Annotated in this window: 15 protein-coding genes and 2 pseudogenes; 10 read left to right on the top strand and 7 right to left on the bottom strand. The window is 67.4% G+C overall.

What is annotated here, in order from left to right; all coding sequences use genetic code 11:
* Nucleotides 1-5 precede the first annotated feature (5 nt).
* Both OG963_RS06860 and OG963_RS06855 read right to left on the bottom strand, forming a co-directional pair.
* Complete coding sequence (locus tag OG963_RS06860; RefSeq protein ID WP_176902024.1) at nucleotides 6-797, bottom strand: cache domain-containing protein; 792 nt, start codon at nucleotides 795-797, stop codon at nucleotides 6-8.
* Nucleotides 751-1,569: a FadR/GntR family transcriptional regulator gene (locus OG963_RS06855; protein WP_093772109.1), complete on the bottom strand. Its 819-nt coding sequence runs from the start codon at nucleotides 1,567-1,569 to the stop codon at nucleotides 751-753. The genes OG963_RS06860 and OG963_RS06855 overlap by 47 nt, the downstream gene beginning before the upstream one ends.
* Before the next feature lie 112 nt (nucleotides 1,570-1,681).
* On the opposite strand from OG963_RS06855, the gene OG963_RS06850 reads away from it, so the two are divergent.
* The 5 genes from OG963_RS06850 to OG963_RS06830 all read left to right on the top strand — a co-directional run bounded on the left by OG963_RS06850 (nucleotide 1,682) and on the right by OG963_RS06830 (nucleotide 6,167).
* Complete coding sequence (locus OG963_RS06850; RefSeq protein ID WP_093929123.1) at nucleotides 1,682-2,719, top strand: ABC transporter ATP-binding protein; 1,038 nt, start codon at nucleotides 1,682-1,684, stop codon at nucleotides 2,717-2,719.
* A 53-nt stretch (nucleotides 2,720-2,772) separates the two neighbouring features.
* Nucleotides 2,773-3,975 carry an ABC transporter substrate-binding protein gene (locus OG963_RS06845; protein ID WP_093929122.1) on the top strand — a complete coding sequence of 401 codons (1,203 nt, stop codon included), beginning with the start codon at nucleotides 2,773-2,775 and terminating at the stop codon, nucleotides 3,973-3,975.
* Nucleotides 3,976-3,988: 13 nt separating this feature from the next.
* Entirely contained in the window at nucleotides 3,989-4,873 is an 885-nt protein-coding gene (locus OG963_RS06840; RefSeq protein ID WP_362271024.1) for an ABC transporter permease, read from the top strand.
* Between the two features lie 43 nt (nucleotides 4,874-4,916).
* Nucleotides 4,917-5,732 carry an ABC transporter permease gene (locus OG963_RS06835; RefSeq protein WP_093770393.1) on the top strand — a complete coding sequence of 272 codons (816 nt, stop codon included), beginning with the start codon at nucleotides 4,917-4,919 and terminating at the stop codon, nucleotides 5,730-5,732.
* Nucleotides 5,733-5,930: 198 nt separating this feature from the next.
* Nucleotides 5,931-6,167: a hypothetical protein gene (locus tag OG963_RS06830; protein WP_371798649.1), complete on the top strand. Its 237-nt coding sequence runs from the start codon at nucleotides 5,931-5,933 to the stop codon at nucleotides 6,165-6,167.
* Here OG963_RS06830 and OG963_RS06825 read toward each other — a convergent pair.
* From OG963_RS06825 to OG963_RS06815, 3 genes and pseudogenes are all read right to left on the bottom strand, one after another.
* Nucleotides 6,151-6,918 (bottom strand): alpha/beta hydrolase, encoded by a 768-nt coding sequence (locus tag OG963_RS06825; RefSeq protein WP_093770397.1) that lies wholly within the window; start codon nucleotides 6,916-6,918, stop codon nucleotides 6,151-6,153. The genes OG963_RS06830 and OG963_RS06825 overlap by 17 nt on opposite strands.
* Before the next feature lie 228 nt (nucleotides 6,919-7,146).
* Nucleotides 7,147-7,404, bottom strand: a complete 258-nt coding sequence (locus OG963_RS06820) for a hypothetical protein (protein WP_319326192.1) — start codon at nucleotides 7,402-7,404, stop codon at nucleotides 7,147-7,149.
* Nucleotides 7,405-7,610: 206 nt separating this feature from the next.
* Nucleotides 7,611-7,700 (bottom strand): annotated as a pseudogene (locus tag OG963_RS06815) (polysaccharide deacetylase family protein); the annotation flags it as partial.
* A gap of 93 nt (nucleotides 7,701-7,793) precedes the next feature.
* Here OG963_RS06815 and OG963_RS06810 point away from each other — a divergent pair.
* Nucleotides 7,794-7,999: pseudogene (locus tag OG963_RS06810) on the top strand (response regulator transcription factor); the annotation flags it as partial.
* 209 nt (nucleotides 8,000-8,208) lie between these two features.
* On the opposite strand, the gene OG963_RS06805 reads toward OG963_RS06810, so the two are convergent.
* Together OG963_RS06805 and OG963_RS06800 are read right to left on the bottom strand one after the other, a co-directional pair.
* Complete coding sequence (locus OG963_RS06805) at nucleotides 8,209-9,480, bottom strand: alpha-L-fucosidase (protein WP_093770401.1); 1,272 nt, start codon at nucleotides 9,478-9,480, stop codon at nucleotides 8,209-8,211.
* Nucleotides 9,477-10,538 carry a hydroxyacid dehydrogenase gene (locus OG963_RS06800; RefSeq protein ID WP_093770403.1) on the bottom strand — a complete coding sequence of 354 codons (1,062 nt, stop codon included), beginning with the start codon at nucleotides 10,536-10,538 and terminating at the stop codon, nucleotides 9,477-9,479. Before OG963_RS06800 ends, OG963_RS06805 begins: the two co-directional genes overlap by 4 nt.
* A 108-nt stretch (nucleotides 10,539-10,646) precedes the next feature.
* Here OG963_RS06800 and OG963_RS06795 point away from each other — a divergent pair, with 108 nt between their 5' ends.
* From OG963_RS06795 to OG963_RS06780, 4 genes are all read left to right on the top strand, one after another.
* Entirely contained in the window at nucleotides 10,647-11,813 is a 1,167-nt protein-coding gene (locus OG963_RS06795) for a substrate-binding domain-containing protein (RefSeq protein WP_256223291.1), read from the top strand.
* Between the two features lie 226 nt (nucleotides 11,814-12,039).
* Nucleotides 12,040-13,026: a sugar ABC transporter permease gene (locus tag OG963_RS06790; RefSeq protein WP_093770407.1), complete on the top strand. Its 987-nt coding sequence runs from the start codon at nucleotides 12,040-12,042 to the stop codon at nucleotides 13,024-13,026.
* Nucleotides 13,026-13,940 carry a carbohydrate ABC transporter permease gene (locus tag OG963_RS06785; protein WP_093929117.1) on the top strand — a complete coding sequence of 305 codons (915 nt, stop codon included), beginning with the start codon at nucleotides 13,026-13,028 and terminating at the stop codon, nucleotides 13,938-13,940. Before OG963_RS06790 ends, OG963_RS06785 begins: the two co-directional genes overlap by 1 nt.
* Before the next feature lie 73 nt (nucleotides 13,941-14,013).
* A complete protein-coding gene (locus tag OG963_RS06780) occupies nucleotides 14,014-15,687 on the top strand; it encodes an extracellular solute-binding protein (RefSeq protein ID WP_176902026.1) in 1,674 nt (557 codons plus the stop codon).
* Nucleotides 15,688-15,863: the final 176 nt, after the last annotated feature.

The raw sequence follows: 15,863 nt of genomic DNA, 5'->3' as shown, positions 1-15,863 counted from the left end.
CGGCCTCATGCCGGGGGCGCCGTCGTCATCAGGATCAGGGGGACGCCGTGACAGGGGCGCAGTTGCAGCCCTCCGTGTTCGGCGCCGTCGGCCGATCCCGCCAGTACCGCCGCGAAGTCCGGGCCCTTGGTGAGCGATCCGACCAGGTGGTGGGGGTCGGTGGAGGCGGCGACCCGGCCGCGCGCGTTGACCAGGCGGGCGGGTCCCGGCAGGCGTTGGAGCAGGGGCATGACGACGGCTTCGAAGCGCCGCAGGTAGACGTCGGCGGCGGCCACTCCCATGAAGCGTCCTCCGATCGTCACCGGTGAGGAGAGGGTGAGGCTGTACTCGTCGGAGCAGAGGTAGTCGACGTACGGTCCCGCGACCGCCCGCTGTCCGGTGTCGCGCGGCAGGGCGAACCAGTCCCAGTGGGTGTAGTCGGAGTACGCCGAGTGCTCCGGGTCCAGGTCGAGCACCAGCGGATGCACGGCACCGTCCACGGTGGTCTGCCACCATTCGAGCCACGCCGGTACGTCGTCGAGCAGTCCTGGCGCCGCCACGAAGCCGATCCCCGAGACCAGGTCGTACTGGGCGAGACAGGCGCGCAGGCCGGGACGGAGCGCGGCCAGATCGGCCGAGACCGGCCGACGGCCGTCCTCGACGGCCGAGGCGAGCACCGCCTCCGTGTCCGTGGCGGTCCTGCCCACAGCGTCGAAGACTCCTTCGAGCGCGTCTTGGACGCGGGCGGCCGCGTCGGCGACCGCCGACTCGTCAAGTACCGCCGGTCCGGCGGTTGCGAGATGGGGAATGCTGCCCATCGGGGCCCTCCTTCGGACGGGGACCGCGCGCACTGTCGGCCGAGCCGAGTCGGAGTTCGATCAGGCGCGCCATGGAGGCCTGCACGCATTGTTCGGCCAGGGCCCTGGCACGGTCGTCCGCCCCATCATGCACGGCTGAGATCACGGCGTGGTGACGATCCGCTGTCTCCTCGAGGTGCCCGTCCTCGCAGAGTACGAGGCGCAGAAGTGCCCCGACTTCGGTCTGGAGAGTGACCTCTTCCCTGGTCAGCCGGGCGGACTGGGCGGCGGCGGCCAGCTCGACATGGAAGCGCCCGAAGATGCGGCTGCGCGCCCCCGAGTCCTTGGCTTCCACCAACTCTCCCAGGGATCTCTGCAGTTGCTGCAGATCCTCAGGTTCGGTGCGCTGGGCCGCGAGTCGCGCGGCGGCTCCCGAGACGGCTGCCCAGTGGTCGGCGAGATCGCGGAGTTCCTCGGTGCTCCAGTCGGAGAGGCGGGCGAGGAGCCGGTCCTCCGCAGGACCGTCGGGCACGGTGACGAAGCTGCCTCCGCCTCGGCCCCTGCGGGTGGTGACCAGGCCTCTTTGCCGCAGCGCCATCAGGGCTTCCCGCAGGGTCACGGTGGAGACGCCGAGCTGCCCGGCGAGATCGGTCTCGCCGGGCAGCTGCTCGCCGTCGGCGAGAAGTCCGAGGTCGATGGCGTCACCGAGCCGCCGCACGACGGCATCCACGCGGGCCAGGGTGTCGACGGGCGTGAAGACGACTCTGCGGGCGCCGGGTCTGTCTCGATTCACGAACACCACCTTGCCAGTTGACCAGGCTTTTACCTTAGCGGGGCCTTGAAATTAGAACTATGACTTCATATGTTTACGGCCAACTCCCGACAGCACCAGAAAGGTTCCCCCCATGGAGGGAATGGCCATCCGGTTGCAGAACCTGCGTAAGTCCTTCGGCCGGACAGAGGCTGTGGCCGGAGTCGACCTGGAGATCGCGGACGGCGAATTCTTCTCCATGCTGGGGCCGTCCGGGTCGGGCAAGACCACGGTGCTCCGGATGATCGCCGGCTTCGAGGCTCCCACCAGCGGAACCATCGAGCTCGCAGGCTCCGACGTCACCCGTCTGGCTCCCTTCGAACGGGACGTGCACACCGTCTTCCAGGACTACGCGCTCTTCCCGCACATGACCGTGGAGCAGAACGTCGCCTACGGCCTCAAGGTCCGCAAGGTGCCCAAGGCCGAGCGTCTGAGGCAGGCCAGGGAGGCTCTGGCGAGCGTCCGTCTCACAGACTTCGGGACGCGTCGCCCGTCCCAGCTCTCCGGAGGCCAGCGCCAGCGCGTTGCGCTGGCCCGCGCTCTGGTCGGCCGCCCGAAGGTGCTGCTGCTCGACGAGCCGCTGGGCGCCCTCGACCTCAAGCTGCGCGAGCAGATGCAGGTCGAACTCAAGGCGATCCAGCGCGAGGTCGGCATCACCTTCGTGTTCGTCACGCACGACCAGGAGGAAGCGCTGACGATGAGCGACCGGATCGCGGTCTTCAACCAGGGCCGCGTCGAACAGATCGGGACCCCGGCCCAGATATACGAACGCCCCGCCACCTCGTTCGTCGCGGGCTTCGTAGGTACGTCGAACCTGCTGACCGACGACGCCGCGGAGCAGGTCGTGGGCGACCGGGGAACGTACAGCATCCGGCCGGAGAAGATCCGCGTGCTCAAGGAGTCCGCCGTCGCCGACGAGCCGCAGCACTCCAGTGCCACCGGCACCGTGGCGGAGGTCGTCTACCTGGGGGACGCCACCCGCTTCCTGGTGGACCTCGACGCAGGCGGCCGGCTCACCGCCCTCCAGCAGAACCTCGAGACCTCCTCCGAGGACGTCGCCGCCTTCCGTGGCTCCCGGGTCACGCTCCAGTGGCACCGACGGCACAACTTCCAGGTCCCCGAGGCCCGGTGAACGCACACACCCGCACGACCCGTCCCCGCCCCTTCCCTCCCGTGGAGAACTCTGTGCGTCTGAACCGAACGTCCCGAGCAGCGGCAGCGCTCGGCGCCCTGCTCCTCGCCACCGCCTGCGGCTCCTCGGACACGGCCGCCACGTCGCCCGGCGGCAGTGACTTCACCCCGCCCAAGCTCTCCGCGCAGAAGACCCTCGGCAAGACCGAGGGCCAGGTGAACCTGATCGCGTGGGCCGGGTACGCCGAGGACGGCTCCAACGACCCGAAGGTCGACTGGGTCACCGACTTCGAGAAGCAGACCGGCTGTCAGGTCAACACCAAGACCGCGGGCACCTCCGACGAGATGGTCAGCCTGATGAAGACCGGCCAGTACGACGCGGTCTCCGCCTCCGGCGACGCGGCGCTGCGACTGATCGCCTCCGGCGACGCCGCGCCCGTCAACACCGATTTGGTGCCCAACTACAAGGACGTCTTCTCCGGGCTGAAGGACCAGCAGTGGAACTCGGTCAAGGGTGTCTCGTACGGTATCCCGCACGGCCGCGGCGCCAACTTGCTGATGTACAACACGAAGAAGGTCTCCCCGGCGCCCGACTCCTGGTCCGCTGTCTTCGACAAGTCCTCGGCGTACAAGGGGAAGGTCACGGCGTACGACTCGCCGATCTACATCGCGGACGCCGCCCTGTACCTGATGAAGACCGAGCCGTCCCTCGGCATCAAGGACCCCTACGCCCTGGACCAGAAGCAGTTCGACGCGGCCGTCGACCTGCTCAAGGAGCAGAACACCAACGTCGGTGAGTACTGGAGCGACTACCTGAAGGAGGTCTCCGCCTTCAAGAGCGGCGACTCGGTGGTCGGCACGAGCTGGCAGGTGATCCTGAACACCGCCCAGGCCGAGAAGGTCCCGGTCAAGGCTGTCCTTCCCAAGGAAGGCGCCACCGGCTGGTCCGACACCTGGATGATCTCCGCCAAGGCCAAGCACCCCAACTGCGCCTACAGCTGGATGAACTGGATCGTCTCGCCGAAGGTGAACGCCCAGGTCGCCGAGTACTTCGGTGAGGCCCCGTCCAACGCGAAGGCCTGCACACTGACCGCGGACAAGAACCACTGCACCACCTACCACGCCGCCGACGAGTCGTACTGGAAGGACGTCCACTTCTGGACCACGCCCATCGCGCAGTGCGTGGACGGACGTACGGACACCAAGTGCGTGCCCTACACCAAGTGGGTCCAGGCCTGGACCGAGATCAAGGGCTGAGGGTCACCCGTCCATGACCACCACCGCGCCTGCCGCCGGACCCGTCCGGCGGCTCGCCGGGACCCTGCACCGCCGTCCCCGGCTGCAGCTGTCCCTGCTGCTCTCCGCACCGCTGGCCTGGCTCGCCCTGGCCTACCTCGGCTCGCTCACCGTGCTGTTCCTCTCCGCGTTCTGGACCACGGACTCCTTCACCTCCAACGTGGTGAAGATCTGGAACGTGGACAACTTCACTGCGCTGTTCACCACCGACGTCTACCGTCAGGTCGCCCTGCGCAGCATCGGCGTGGCCCTTGCGGTCACCGCGCTGTGTGTACTGATCGGCTTCCCGATCGCCTTCTACACAGCCCGGATCGCGAATCCCAAGCGGCGGCCGCTCCTCGTCGTGGCGATCCTCACTCCGCTGTGGGCCAGCTATCTGGTCAAGGCGTACGCCTGGCGGCTCATCCTCGCGCAGGGCGGTCTGCTGGACTGGGTGCTGAAACCACTGGGACTCGAAGGCCCCGGCTACGGGCTGACCGCGACCGTCCTGGTGCTGACCTATCTGTGGCTGCCGTACATGATCCTGCCGATCCACGCCGGACTCGAGCAGCTCCCGGCCAGCCTCCTGGACGCCTCCGCAGACCTCGGCGCCCGCACCGGCCGGACCTTCCGCTCCGTGGTGCTGCCGATGATCCTTCCGTCCATCGCGGCCGGCTCGGTCTTCACCTTCTCGCTCAGTCTCGGTGACTACATCGCCGTACAGATCGTCGGCGGAAAGACGCAGCTCATCGGCAACCTCATCTACTCCAATATCACCCTGGACCTGCCGTTGGCCGCCGCGCTCGGCACCGTGCCCGTCGTGGTCATCGTGCTCTATCTGCTCGCGGTGCGCCGAACCGGAGCCCTCAGCAGTCTCTGACCCCTCTCCTTCACCTCCGTATCACGCACAGCGAAGGCCCCCGATGAATCTCTCCCGCCCCGCGCGCGTCACACTGCGCATCGCCGCCGGGCTCGGCTTCGCGGTGATCTACGTCCCGCTGCTCCTGGTGCTCGTCAACTCCCTGAACCCGGACCGCAGTTCGGGCTGGCCGCCCCCCGGTCTCACCTTCGACTGGTGGGTAGCCGCCTGGCACAGCTCAGGCGCCCGCGACGCACTGTGGACCTCGGTCAGGGCCGGGCTCGGCGCGACCGCGATCGCCCTGGTCCTCGGCACGCTCATCGCCTTCGCCTGCCAGCGCTACAAGTTCTTCGGACGCGAGGCCATCTCCTTCGTGGTCGTCCTGCCGATCGCACTGCCGGGGATCGTCACCGGTGTCGCGCTCAACACCGCCTTCCGCACGGTCCTCGAACCGCTCGGAGTGGGCCTCGGAATGTTCACGGTGGTCGTCGGCCACGCCACCTTCTGCATCGTGGTCGTCTTCAACAACGTGATCGCTCGGCTGCGCCGGATGCCCGGCTCGTACGAAGAGGCAGCCATGGACCTCGGGGCCCACACCTTCCGTACGTTCGTCGACATCACCTTCCCGCTGGTGCGTTCCGCGCTGGTAGCGGGCGGACTTCTCGCCTTCGCCCTGTCCTTCGACGAGATCGTGGTGACGACCTTCACCGCCGGGCCCGGCGTACAGACCCTCCCCGTCTGGATCTTCGCCAACATGGCCCGTCCTCAACAGGCCCCTGTCGTCAACGTCGTCGCCGCCGTACTCGTCCTGTTGTCCGTCATACCGATCTACCTCGCCCAACGGCTGTCCTCGGACACCGCCTCCGGCAGCCGGATCTGAGGACCGACTCCCGTGGTTCAGCTCGGCAGAATGCGCGGGTCCACATCCTGCACTTGGCGGCAGCATGGAAGGCCCTGGCATCCGCGTGGATTTTCACACCACCTCGGCTTGGACGACAGGGCCGCAACCGCAGTGCTCCGGCCGCGCGCCGCTGATCGAGGTCTGGACCGATCTCGCCCTGCGCCCGGCGGTCGACCGATGGCCTATGACGCCGAGCGGTACAAGGAGCGCAACACGGTGGAGCGCCGCATCAAGGTGATCCGGGCATGGCGAGGCCTGGCCACGCCCCACGACAAGACGCCCGCAAAGCAGATGGCGGGGCTCCGACTGCGCGGATCCATCATCTGGATGCGCAGCCTCAACCCGGGCCCGCGGTTGCGGCGCCCGGCCGGCAAGCCGGACGCCGCAACCGCTCAGGTCATGCCGACGCGGTGACTGCTCCGCCGAGGTGCCGGGCGAAGAAGCGGACCGCGCTGTCGACCTCGAACCGCGGCAGCTCCTTGTGCTTGCCCGAGTTCACGTGCAACGACTTCTCCTTCGAGGCGAAGGCGTCAAACAGCGCGAGACCCTCCTCGCGCGAGATGTGCTCGTCATCCCACTGCATGTCGAACTCGATCGGGATGGTGATCCGCTTCGCCTTCTCGGCCAGGACATCGGGCCAGTGCTGACCGAAGACCGCGGCCGTGATCCTGGGTTCGATCGCCACGAACGGTATGCCGATCGCGGTGCCCATGTTGATGCCCCAAAAGCCGACCGGCCCGTCGGTGCCGATCTCCGGGAGTCCCTGGAGGGCATCCAGGGTCGCCTGGTACTCGGGCACGGCGAGCTCTGCCAGGTAGTCGTTGTAGCGCACGACGATCGGCCCTTCCGGCTCGCCCGCCGCCCTCGCCCGGAACAGCTCGGCGATTTCCGCCTCGTCGTGCGTCGTGCGCGGCCGGTCGCCGTGACCGGGCGCGTCGATGACGGCGACATGGAGGCCGCAGGCGGTCACGAGGCGCTGGGCGCGGCCGGACATCGCCGGGTGCTTCTTGTGATTGCCGCCGCCGTGGGCCATCAGGATCAGGGGCGCGCGAACGGCCGCGTCGGAGGCCGGCGACCAGAGGACGCCGGGGACGCCGCCCACAGTGAACGCGCGTTCGAGCATGCCGTTCGATGCCGACTCGGCGGTGAACTGCAGAGAGTGCATAGGTGTTGCCTTTCGGGAGTGCCTTGTTATCGAGGCACTCCCGGCGACACCTGCGTCAATCGCCTGACCGTGACGAGAGGGGGAGCACCCACATGAATACAGCGTTCATGGGTCTCACCTCCTCGGGACGGTGTCTCGGTCGACTGCAAGCTAGCAGCCCGGCCGCGATCCCGCCCACCCCTTTTTCCCGCCACGTGATCACAACTCCAGACAGGCTCTGGACGCCCGTCACCGGACGACGTCGTCGTAGGTGGTACCGACCTTCGGGGCGTCGATGCGGTTGGTCGCGGCATGTCCGGGAGTGTCGCGGTCGTAGACGCCCCACTTGGGGTCGTTGTAGGTGTTCCAGGTCCGGCCCGTGAAGCGGGTGGTGCCGTTGCTGAACGTCCGCCTGCTGCGGTTGCACCAGAGGTCGACCCAGCCGCCCGAGGCTGAGTCCGAGGTGTGGATGCCCAGGACAATCCGGTCCCACCGCCAGGCGGGCACGGGTGTCGACCAGATCAGCTGCCAGCGCTCGGTCGTCGGAGTGCCGGCCGGCTCAGCGCGGAGTTACCGGGCGAGTGCGGGGGAGCGCACCCGCCCGGTTCCCGGGGCCCAGTCGACGGCGGCGCGTGTCGTGCCCATCTTGAGGCCGTTGATCCAGTTGACCGATTCGACGTCGGTGATGGTGGAGCCGTAGGTGCCCCGGCCGATTACCGGTATTTCTTCCTCGGTTGGGGTACTCCTGGTGCTAGCAGTTGGGGCACGGTGACGAAGGTGTAGCCGCGTTTCTTGAGTTCATCAGGCCCTGGAGGACCTGCGCGAGATCATCGGCGTGCTACGCGCCGCGTCGCCAGGTGACGACGAAGCCGGGTCAGGACCGGTCGGACGAGCCGGCCCGTACCCGCCTCGCGCACCTGGGCGACCGGGAACTGGAAGTCGCCCGCGCGATCGGCCAGGGAAAAACCAAGCCGAAATCGCAGCCGCCCTCTACCTGAGCATCCCCACCATCAAGACTCACGTTTCGACCATTCTCACCGAACTCGAGCTCACCAACCGGGTGCAGATCGCACTCCTCATCGACAACGCCAACCAGCAATGATCGAGGACTGACGTAGGTGCGCCCGCAGGGTCACGTTCGTCGAGGGTGACGATCACCATCTGCTCCGCTCCGCGCTTCGTTCCGGACAAGCCGTCAGGACAGTCGTGCCCGGAGCCTGCGCCAGGGCTCGAGGACGAGCCGGTCGGTCGATCATTTTCGTTCGATGCGATCGTCGGGGCATCGGTGCTCCATCCACCGACTGCCTGGATTCAGCCCTCGCCCTGTCCGCGGTAGAGATCGAGTTCGCCGTCGAGTTCGAGGGCGAGGACGGTGGCGTATGGATCGCAGACGGTCGGTGCGTTGATACGGACGACGCCTGGTACGCCGCGGCTGGGGAAACCCCCGACGACCCGGTGGTCGAGCTGCTCCCCGGTGCCGAGTGCGGAGATGCTCCTGACGGTGTTGCGTAGGCCGCGGAGCTCGACGAATACACGGGGCGCGTCGAAGCAGACGAGGAAGAGCGTGCGGCGGTCCTTGGAGAGCATCGACGGACCGTAGTGATGTCCGTAGGGAAGGCCGGCTTCGGTGGGGTACACGGCCTCGCTGTTGCGGCGGATCCAGCGGCCGAGGCCCTCGAGTCGCTGGGCGTGGTCGGGTCGGATTCTGCCGTCCTCCTTCGGGCCGGTGTTGAGCAGCAGATTGCCTCCGTGGCCGATGGTCTCCGTGAAGACACGTACCAGCTCGCGCACCGACTTGTGGTTGACGTCCTGGGGCTGGTACCCCCACATGTCGCCGATGGTGTAGCAGAGTTCCCACGGCCCTACGGGCCGCACGATCGGCACACCGAGCTCGGGGGTGGCGTAGTCACCGTGGCCGAGCATCCGGCCGTTGAGTACGGTCCGGGGGTTCAGCCGAAGGATCTCATCACGGAGTTCCTTCATCCGCCACTGACGCTCGTCGCGCTCCCAGGCGCCGTCGAACCACAGCAGATCGGGCCGGTATCCGTTGATGAGCTCGCGGACCTGCCCGCGGTGCACGGTCTCCAGGTAGCGCTCCCAGCGCTCGGGGTCCTCCTGGCCGGGCGCCGGCATCGCACGGCGGTTGTCGACCCACGGCCTGTGCAGCTGCGCGGGCCGGACGCTGGGGTAGTCGGGATGGCTCCAGTCGTTGTGCGAGAAGTAGAGACCGACGCGCAGGCTCTGGCGGCGTAGTGCTTCGGCGAATGGGCCGACCAGATCGCGGGCGGCCGGACTGCGCCGGACGACCGACAGGTCCGTCTGCCGGGTGTCCCAGAGCGCGACGCCGTCGTGGTGCTTGGTCGTCAGTACGGCGTACTTGGCGCCTGCCCTGACAAAGAGCTTCGCCCAGTCGTCCGGGTGGTAGTGCGATGCGGTGAAACCCCCCAGCTGCTCCATGTACTGCTCGTGAGAGATGTCTCCGCCGAAGAACGACCAGGACTCCGCGACACCCCGGACCGCGTAGATCCCCCAGTGGACGAAGATCCCGAGCTTGGCCTCGGGAAACCAGGGTTGCATCGTCACGCCGTACGCTCCAACTCGTTGCGGAGCACCGGGTGGGCGAACGGCAGGCCGGCCGCGTACCGGGCGATCTCGTCGACCGCCGAGTCGGCCATCCGCTGCACCTCATTGCCGAAGGAGCCGGCGAAGTGCGGGGTGAGCAGCACATTGGGGAGTTCGTACAGAGGGGATCCTGCGGGCAGCACCTCGGGCTCGGTGACATCGAGCACGGCGCTCAGCCGCCCCGATACCAACTCCTCTATGAGCGCGTCCTGTTCGACGAGCGAACCGCGCGCGGTGTTGATGAGTGTCGCGCCGTCCCGCATCAGCCCGAGCCGGTGGCGGTCGATCATGTGGCGGGTCTCCGGTGTCTCGGGGGCGTGCACACTGACCACGTCGGAGGTCTCGCAGAGCTCGTCGATTCCGACGGCGAGGACCCCGAGCGCGGCGGCATCGGTTCTGCTCAGATACGGATCGTGGACGATCACCTCCAGGTCGTACGGGCGCAACAGCTCGACCACCCGTCGGCCGATACGCGAGGCGCCGACGATGCCGACAGTCCTGCGGTAGTTCCCGACGTCGGGGAAGGCTTTGCGCCAGTCATGTTCCCCGCGGATCCGGCGGTAGGCCTCACGCACCTCCAGCAGGCGCTTGTTCGAGAGCAGTACCGCGGCCACGGTGAACTCGGCGACGGGCAGCGCATTGGCTGCCGCCGCCGAGGAGACGAGGATCCCGCGCTCCCAGCACGCCTCGGTGACATACGGCTTGACCGTGCCGGCCGCGTGGACCACGGCCCGCAGTCGGGGCGCTGCGGTCAGCACGTAGTCGTCGACAGGAGGGCAGCCCCAGAACGTCAGCAGCACCTCGGTGTCGCGCAGGGCCGCGAGCGCGTCTGCCTGCGAGAAGTCGTCGACGATGAGTCCCTGGTCCACCTCCGCCGTCTGCGCGAGCCGGCGAAGCGTGCGTGGACTGAGGAGCGTGGGGGTTACGGAGGGGTCCATCGCCAGCAAGGTGCGGGGGCGGCGGTGTGGCTGCGGACCAGGGAAGGGGGACTCGTTGGAGTCCGTGGTCGGGGCGGTCATGCGCCGACCCTAGGGATCGTCGTTTCGATCGTCAAGATCGAATGATCGAAAGAGCGAAAATGGATCAGATCGATCTCCGTGATCGCCGGAGTAGTCTGACCTGTATGAATGACGTCCCTACCAGCGTGGGAGCCCGGTGTGCGGTACACGGTCGACGAACGCCATGAGCGGATCCTTGAGCTGGTCCGTCAGCACGGCAGCCTGCGGGTCACCGACCTTGCGCACCATCTGGGCATGTCCACGGTCACTCTGCGCCGCGATGTGGAAGCTCTGTCCGGCGCGGGGCGGCTGGACCGGACGCGGGGCGCAGTCTCCTGGCCCGGCGCACCGGCTGCCGCGTTCGTGCAGGGGCCGCATCTGATCCCGGAAGCGGGCCCGTCGGACCTGGCCGACGGCGCAGGCGTCACCCTTGGCCTGGTGGTCCCGCAATCCCAGTACTACTTCGGAGAGATCATTCGAGGTGTGCGGGAGGAGGTCCAGTCGGTCGGCGGCCGGCTCGTGCTCGGCTTCTCGGGCTACATCCCCGGTCAGGACGAGGAACAGGCGCGCAGGTTGCTGGACTCGGGCATCGACGGGCTGCTGCTGACCCCGGGCTGGATGCGGGACGGCTCCGAGGAGGACGCCCCTGACCTCGACTTCGGCGTTCCGACCGTCATGCTCGAACGTCGAGCGGCCGCCGGCACGCAGGCCGCCGAGTTCGACTTCGTCTGCTCGGACCACTACGCGGGAGTCGGGCTCGCGGTGCGTCATCTCGTCTCGCTCGGGCACCGCGACATTGCGTTGTTGGCCGGCGGGAGTGCGACGGGAGTGCATGTGCGGGCCGGATACGAGGCAGCACTGCGGTCTGCCGGCGTCGCCCGGCCGCCGATCGACCCCATTGATCTGTACGAGGGCGAGCTCGACACGGGCCGCCTCGAGCGGGCGGCGAAGAGGCTGGTCGAAGCCGTCGACGCAGGGCAGGTGAGCGCGGCAGTCGTGCTGAGCGACACGGATGCCATCCTCCTGCTGCAGATCCTGCGCAGCCTCGAGCCGCAGCTCCGGATACCGCAGGACCTGGCGATCATTGCGTACGACGACGACGTGGCGGCACTCTCCGACCTCCCGCTGACGGCGGTCGCACCGCCGAAGTACGAGGTGGGCCAGGAGGCCGTGCAGTTGCTTCTTCGGCGTGTGCGGGAGCGTCGGCAGGGGCAGGGGGCCTCTTCGAAACGACACCTGGCCCTACTGCCCGAGCTTCGTGTACGGCAGTCCTGTGGCGCCGAGCTGAAGAGCTAGTTAATTCGATCGTAATGATCGAAGGATCGAAACTTCGATCCCGCCCTCTTGACTGCGATCGGAACGCTCGCCAGTATTCGGAACATCGCCGGAACGTCGGCGAAATTCGGAGCGCGCGGCGAGCCGCTCCTCTGCTCCCGCATCCCTCACGCGCCATGCCCCTTGGGCCGACGTGTGCCTCGAATCGGGCGCAGAGCACGCCGGACGCCATGGAGAGGGGAGCCGCATGTCGGTCGCAGTGAAGGAACTGGAGGCGCGCCGGCTACCACCGGTCGTCCCCGGCCGGCCCGGGAAGGAGAGCCGGCACACCGTTGGCCTCTGGTCCCGGATACGCAGGGACCGCACGCTACTGCTGCTGATGGCGCCGGGTGTTCTCTTCTTCCTGGTCTTCCAGTATCTGGCGCTGTTCGGGAACGTGATCGCGTTCAAGGACTACATGCCGTTCCTGGGGGTGAAGGACAGCCCGTGGGTGGGTTTCGCCAACTTCCAGGCGCTGTTCGGTGAGCCGGCGTTCTGGCATGCGGCGTCGAACACGGTGGTCATCTCCTTGGCGCAGCTGGTGTTCTACTTCCCCGTTCCGCTGGCGCTGGCTCTGCTGCTGCACAGTCTGATCCAGGGGCGGGTGCGCAAGTTCGTCCAGAGTGTGGTGTATCTGCCGCACTTCATCTCGTGGGTGATCGTGGTCGCTCTCTTCCAGCAGGTGCTGGGAGCGGACGGCGTCCTGAACGGTGCGCTGGGCGGATCCGACGGTCACTTGGTCGACGTGATCGGCAATCCGGACCTGTTCAAGCCCCTGATGGTGCTGGAGCTGATCTGGAAGGAGTGCGGCTGGGGCACCATCATCTTCCTCGCCGCGCTGGCCCAGGTCGACGGGGGGCTGTACGAGGCTGCGGCTCTGGACGGGGCGGGCCCGTGGCGCCGGTTCTGGCACGTGACGCTCCCGGGGCTGCGTGCGGTGATCTTTCTGCTGTTGATCCTGCGCCTCGGTGACATTCTCTCGGTCGGCTTCGAGCAGATCCTGCTGCAACGCGACGCCTTCGGCCCCGACGTGTCCGAAGTGATCGACACCTATGTCTTCTACCACGGCATCCGCGACCAGAACTGGGGCGTGGCGGCCGCCGCCGCCCTGTTCAAGGGCGTCATCGGCGCCTGTCTCGTCTTCGCCGCGAACAAGATCGCTCACCGTATGGGCGAGCAGGGGGTGTACCGCTGATGAGCGCTGCTGTTTCGGAGCACGCCGAGCGCCCGGCCTGGATGGAGAAGCCGAAGCCGGTCACCCAGGGGGTCAAGGGCCTGGCCCTGGTCGTCACCGTGCTGGTCGTGATCGTCCCGTTCTGGGTCGTGATCGCCACCAGCTTTGCCCCGGACAAGCAGGTGATCGCGAACGGCGGCTATGCGCTCTGGCCGGACCAGTGGACCACGCATGCGTACGACTTGATCTTCTCCGGCGGCCAGATCACCCGGGCGATGCTGGTTTCGGGCGGCATCACCGTGGTGGGTACGGCCTTCAGCTTGACGTGCACAGTCATGCTGGCCTACGCCCTGGCCCGGCCGAATGTCGTCGGCGGCAAGCCGGTGATGTTGATGATCCTGTTCACCTTCCTCTTCCCTGCCGGCATGATCCCCAGCTTCCTCGTGGTCAACGGCATGGGGCTGCGCAACACCTACTGGGCACTGTTCCTGCCGGTACTGATCAGCGCGTTCAACCTGGTCGTGATGCGCGGTTTCTTCCAGGGCATCCCGGCCGAGCTCTTCGAATCGGCCAAGATCGACGGCGCGGGTGAGCTGCGCACCCTGGTCACGATCGTCCTGCCGCTGTCCAAGGCGGTCGTCGCGGTGGTCGGCCTGTTCTACGCGGTCGGTTACTGGAACGACTTCTTCCGCGCGATTCTCTACACCGACCAAGCCACGATGTGGCCCCTGCAGACCTGGATGCGCACCTACGTCGTGCAGAGCCAGAACAGCCTCATCTCGGTCGGCGGTGGCGTCAGCGAGCAGATCCAGTTCGCCCCGCAGACCGTGAACATGGCGGTCGTGGTGCTCGCCACCGTGCCGATCCTGTGCGTCTACCCCTTCATCCAGCGCTACTTCACCAAGGGCGTCCTCACCGGCGCCATCAAGAGCTGACTGACTCTCGCTCCCCCTCACCGCTGACCCACCCCGCCCCTGTTCGGGGCTCCTCATGAAGGATCGGTTCGTCATGTCCTCTATCTCCCGCAGATCTGTCCTGCGCACGATTGGTATCGGCACTGCACTCGCCGCCACCGGCGTCTCGCTGTCCGCCTGTTCCAGCTCCAGCGGCGGCAGTGCTCTTGGTAACGAGGGCAAGAACCTCGCACCGTGGCCGACCTACACGCCTCAGCCCGATGCGCCGAAGCCGGACCTGGCCCCGACCGACAAGGGTGTACAGCCGGGCTTCCTCTCGTATCCGAAGGAGCTGAAGCAGTCGGTCGCCGAGAAGCCGGGCGACGGCTCCAAGGTGACGGTGTGGACGATCACGTGGGGTGCGCCGCCGAAGGCGAAGGAGAAGCACAAGCTGTGGCAGGCGCTGAACAAGGAGCTCGGTGTCGACCTCGACCTGGTCGTTGTGCCCGCCATGGAGAGCAATCAGAAGTTCGCCACGCTCGTCGCCGGTGGTGAGTTGCCGGACATCATCGCGGTGTCGGCCAACCTGCCCAACCCGACCGAGCTGATCGCCGCCAAGTGCCAGGACCTGACCGAGTTCGTCTCCGGGGACGCCATCAAGGAGTACCCGAACCTGGCCGCCATCCCCACCTACGCCTGGAAGGCCGCCGGCCGAATCGGCGGCAGACTCTACAAGCTTCCGATCGAGCGCTCCCGCATCGGCCACTCGCTGTCCGCCAACATGGAACGCCTCAAGGAGGCTGGGATCTGGGTCCCTGAGATCGGCGGAATCGCGGTCGACGACTTCACCAAGGGTATGCAGCAGATCTCCGGCCGCAAGAAGTGGGCCATGGGTGTGGCCGGCCTCGGCGCCTTCGGCTTCAACTCCATCGTGCCCGCCTTCGGTGCGCCGAACCAGTGGGCGGTCAAGAACGGCCAGTTCACCAGCTCCCTCGAGACGGACGAGTTCACGGCGGGCATCGAGCAGCTGGCCAAGTGGCAGAAGGCCGGTGTCTTCCGCGCCGACCCGCTCTCCCACGACGCCGCACTCGGCATCGACTTCCAGACCGGTATCACCGCGACGGTGTCCAGGGCCAACGCCGACTTCTTCGGCAACGCCGTGGCCATCAAGGATGGCTTCACCTTGGAGACCGCCCGCCCGTTCAAGCCGTCCAACGGCGCACAGCCCGGTCACTGGTTCTCGCCCGGCGCCGACTACCAGACCGTCCTGAAGAAGGCTCCCAAGGACCGCATCAAGCTGCTGCTGCGGGTCCTCGACTATCTGGCCGCACCGTTCGGCACCAAGGAGTACGAGCTGATCAACTACGGTGTCGAAGGAACCCATTTCGACAAGCGTGCTGCTGACGGCAGCCCGGTGGCGAACCAGCTCTTCCTCGACGGCGACAACAAGGACACCCTGGGCGTCGGCTTCCTGGCCTGCCCCCAGCAGGTGGTCTTCCTGCCCGCCTCTGTCCCTGACGGGGCCGACCTCGTGAAGCGTCGTCATGCCTTCCAGTCCGAGATCGCCGAGGTCGGCATCGCCGACCCGTCGGTGGGGCTGCTGTCCAAGACCTGGAACGCCAAGCTCAACGAGCTGATGCTGCTCAAGGAAGACACGATCAAGGCGATCGTCATGGGCCGCAAGCCGCTCTCGGCCTGGGACGCCATGGTCAAGGACTGGAAGGCCAAGGGCGGAGACAAGGCCGCCGAGGAGTACGCGAAGGAGCACGCCGCCGCCCAAAAGGCCTGACCCCGCAGACCAGGTGGGGCCCTCCCTCGACCCGCCTCCCCCGATCGGGGAGGGCCTCACCTAACCCGCTCACTCAGGTCCCGCAGAGGGCTGTCCGTGACGTTTTCGAACGGGCACGACCCCCCACCGCCACGCTCATCGTCGTCCTCCGCTGAGCCGCCGAGGGCGAGGTGCCG

The sequence above is a fragment of the Streptomyces sp. NBC_01707 genome (assembly GCF_041438805.1).
Lineage (GTDB): Bacteria > Actinomycetota > Actinomycetes > Streptomycetales > Streptomycetaceae > Streptomyces.
The sequence above is the reverse complement of the archived record's forward strand: the minus strand, read 5'-3'. Positions and strand labels throughout refer to the sequence as shown.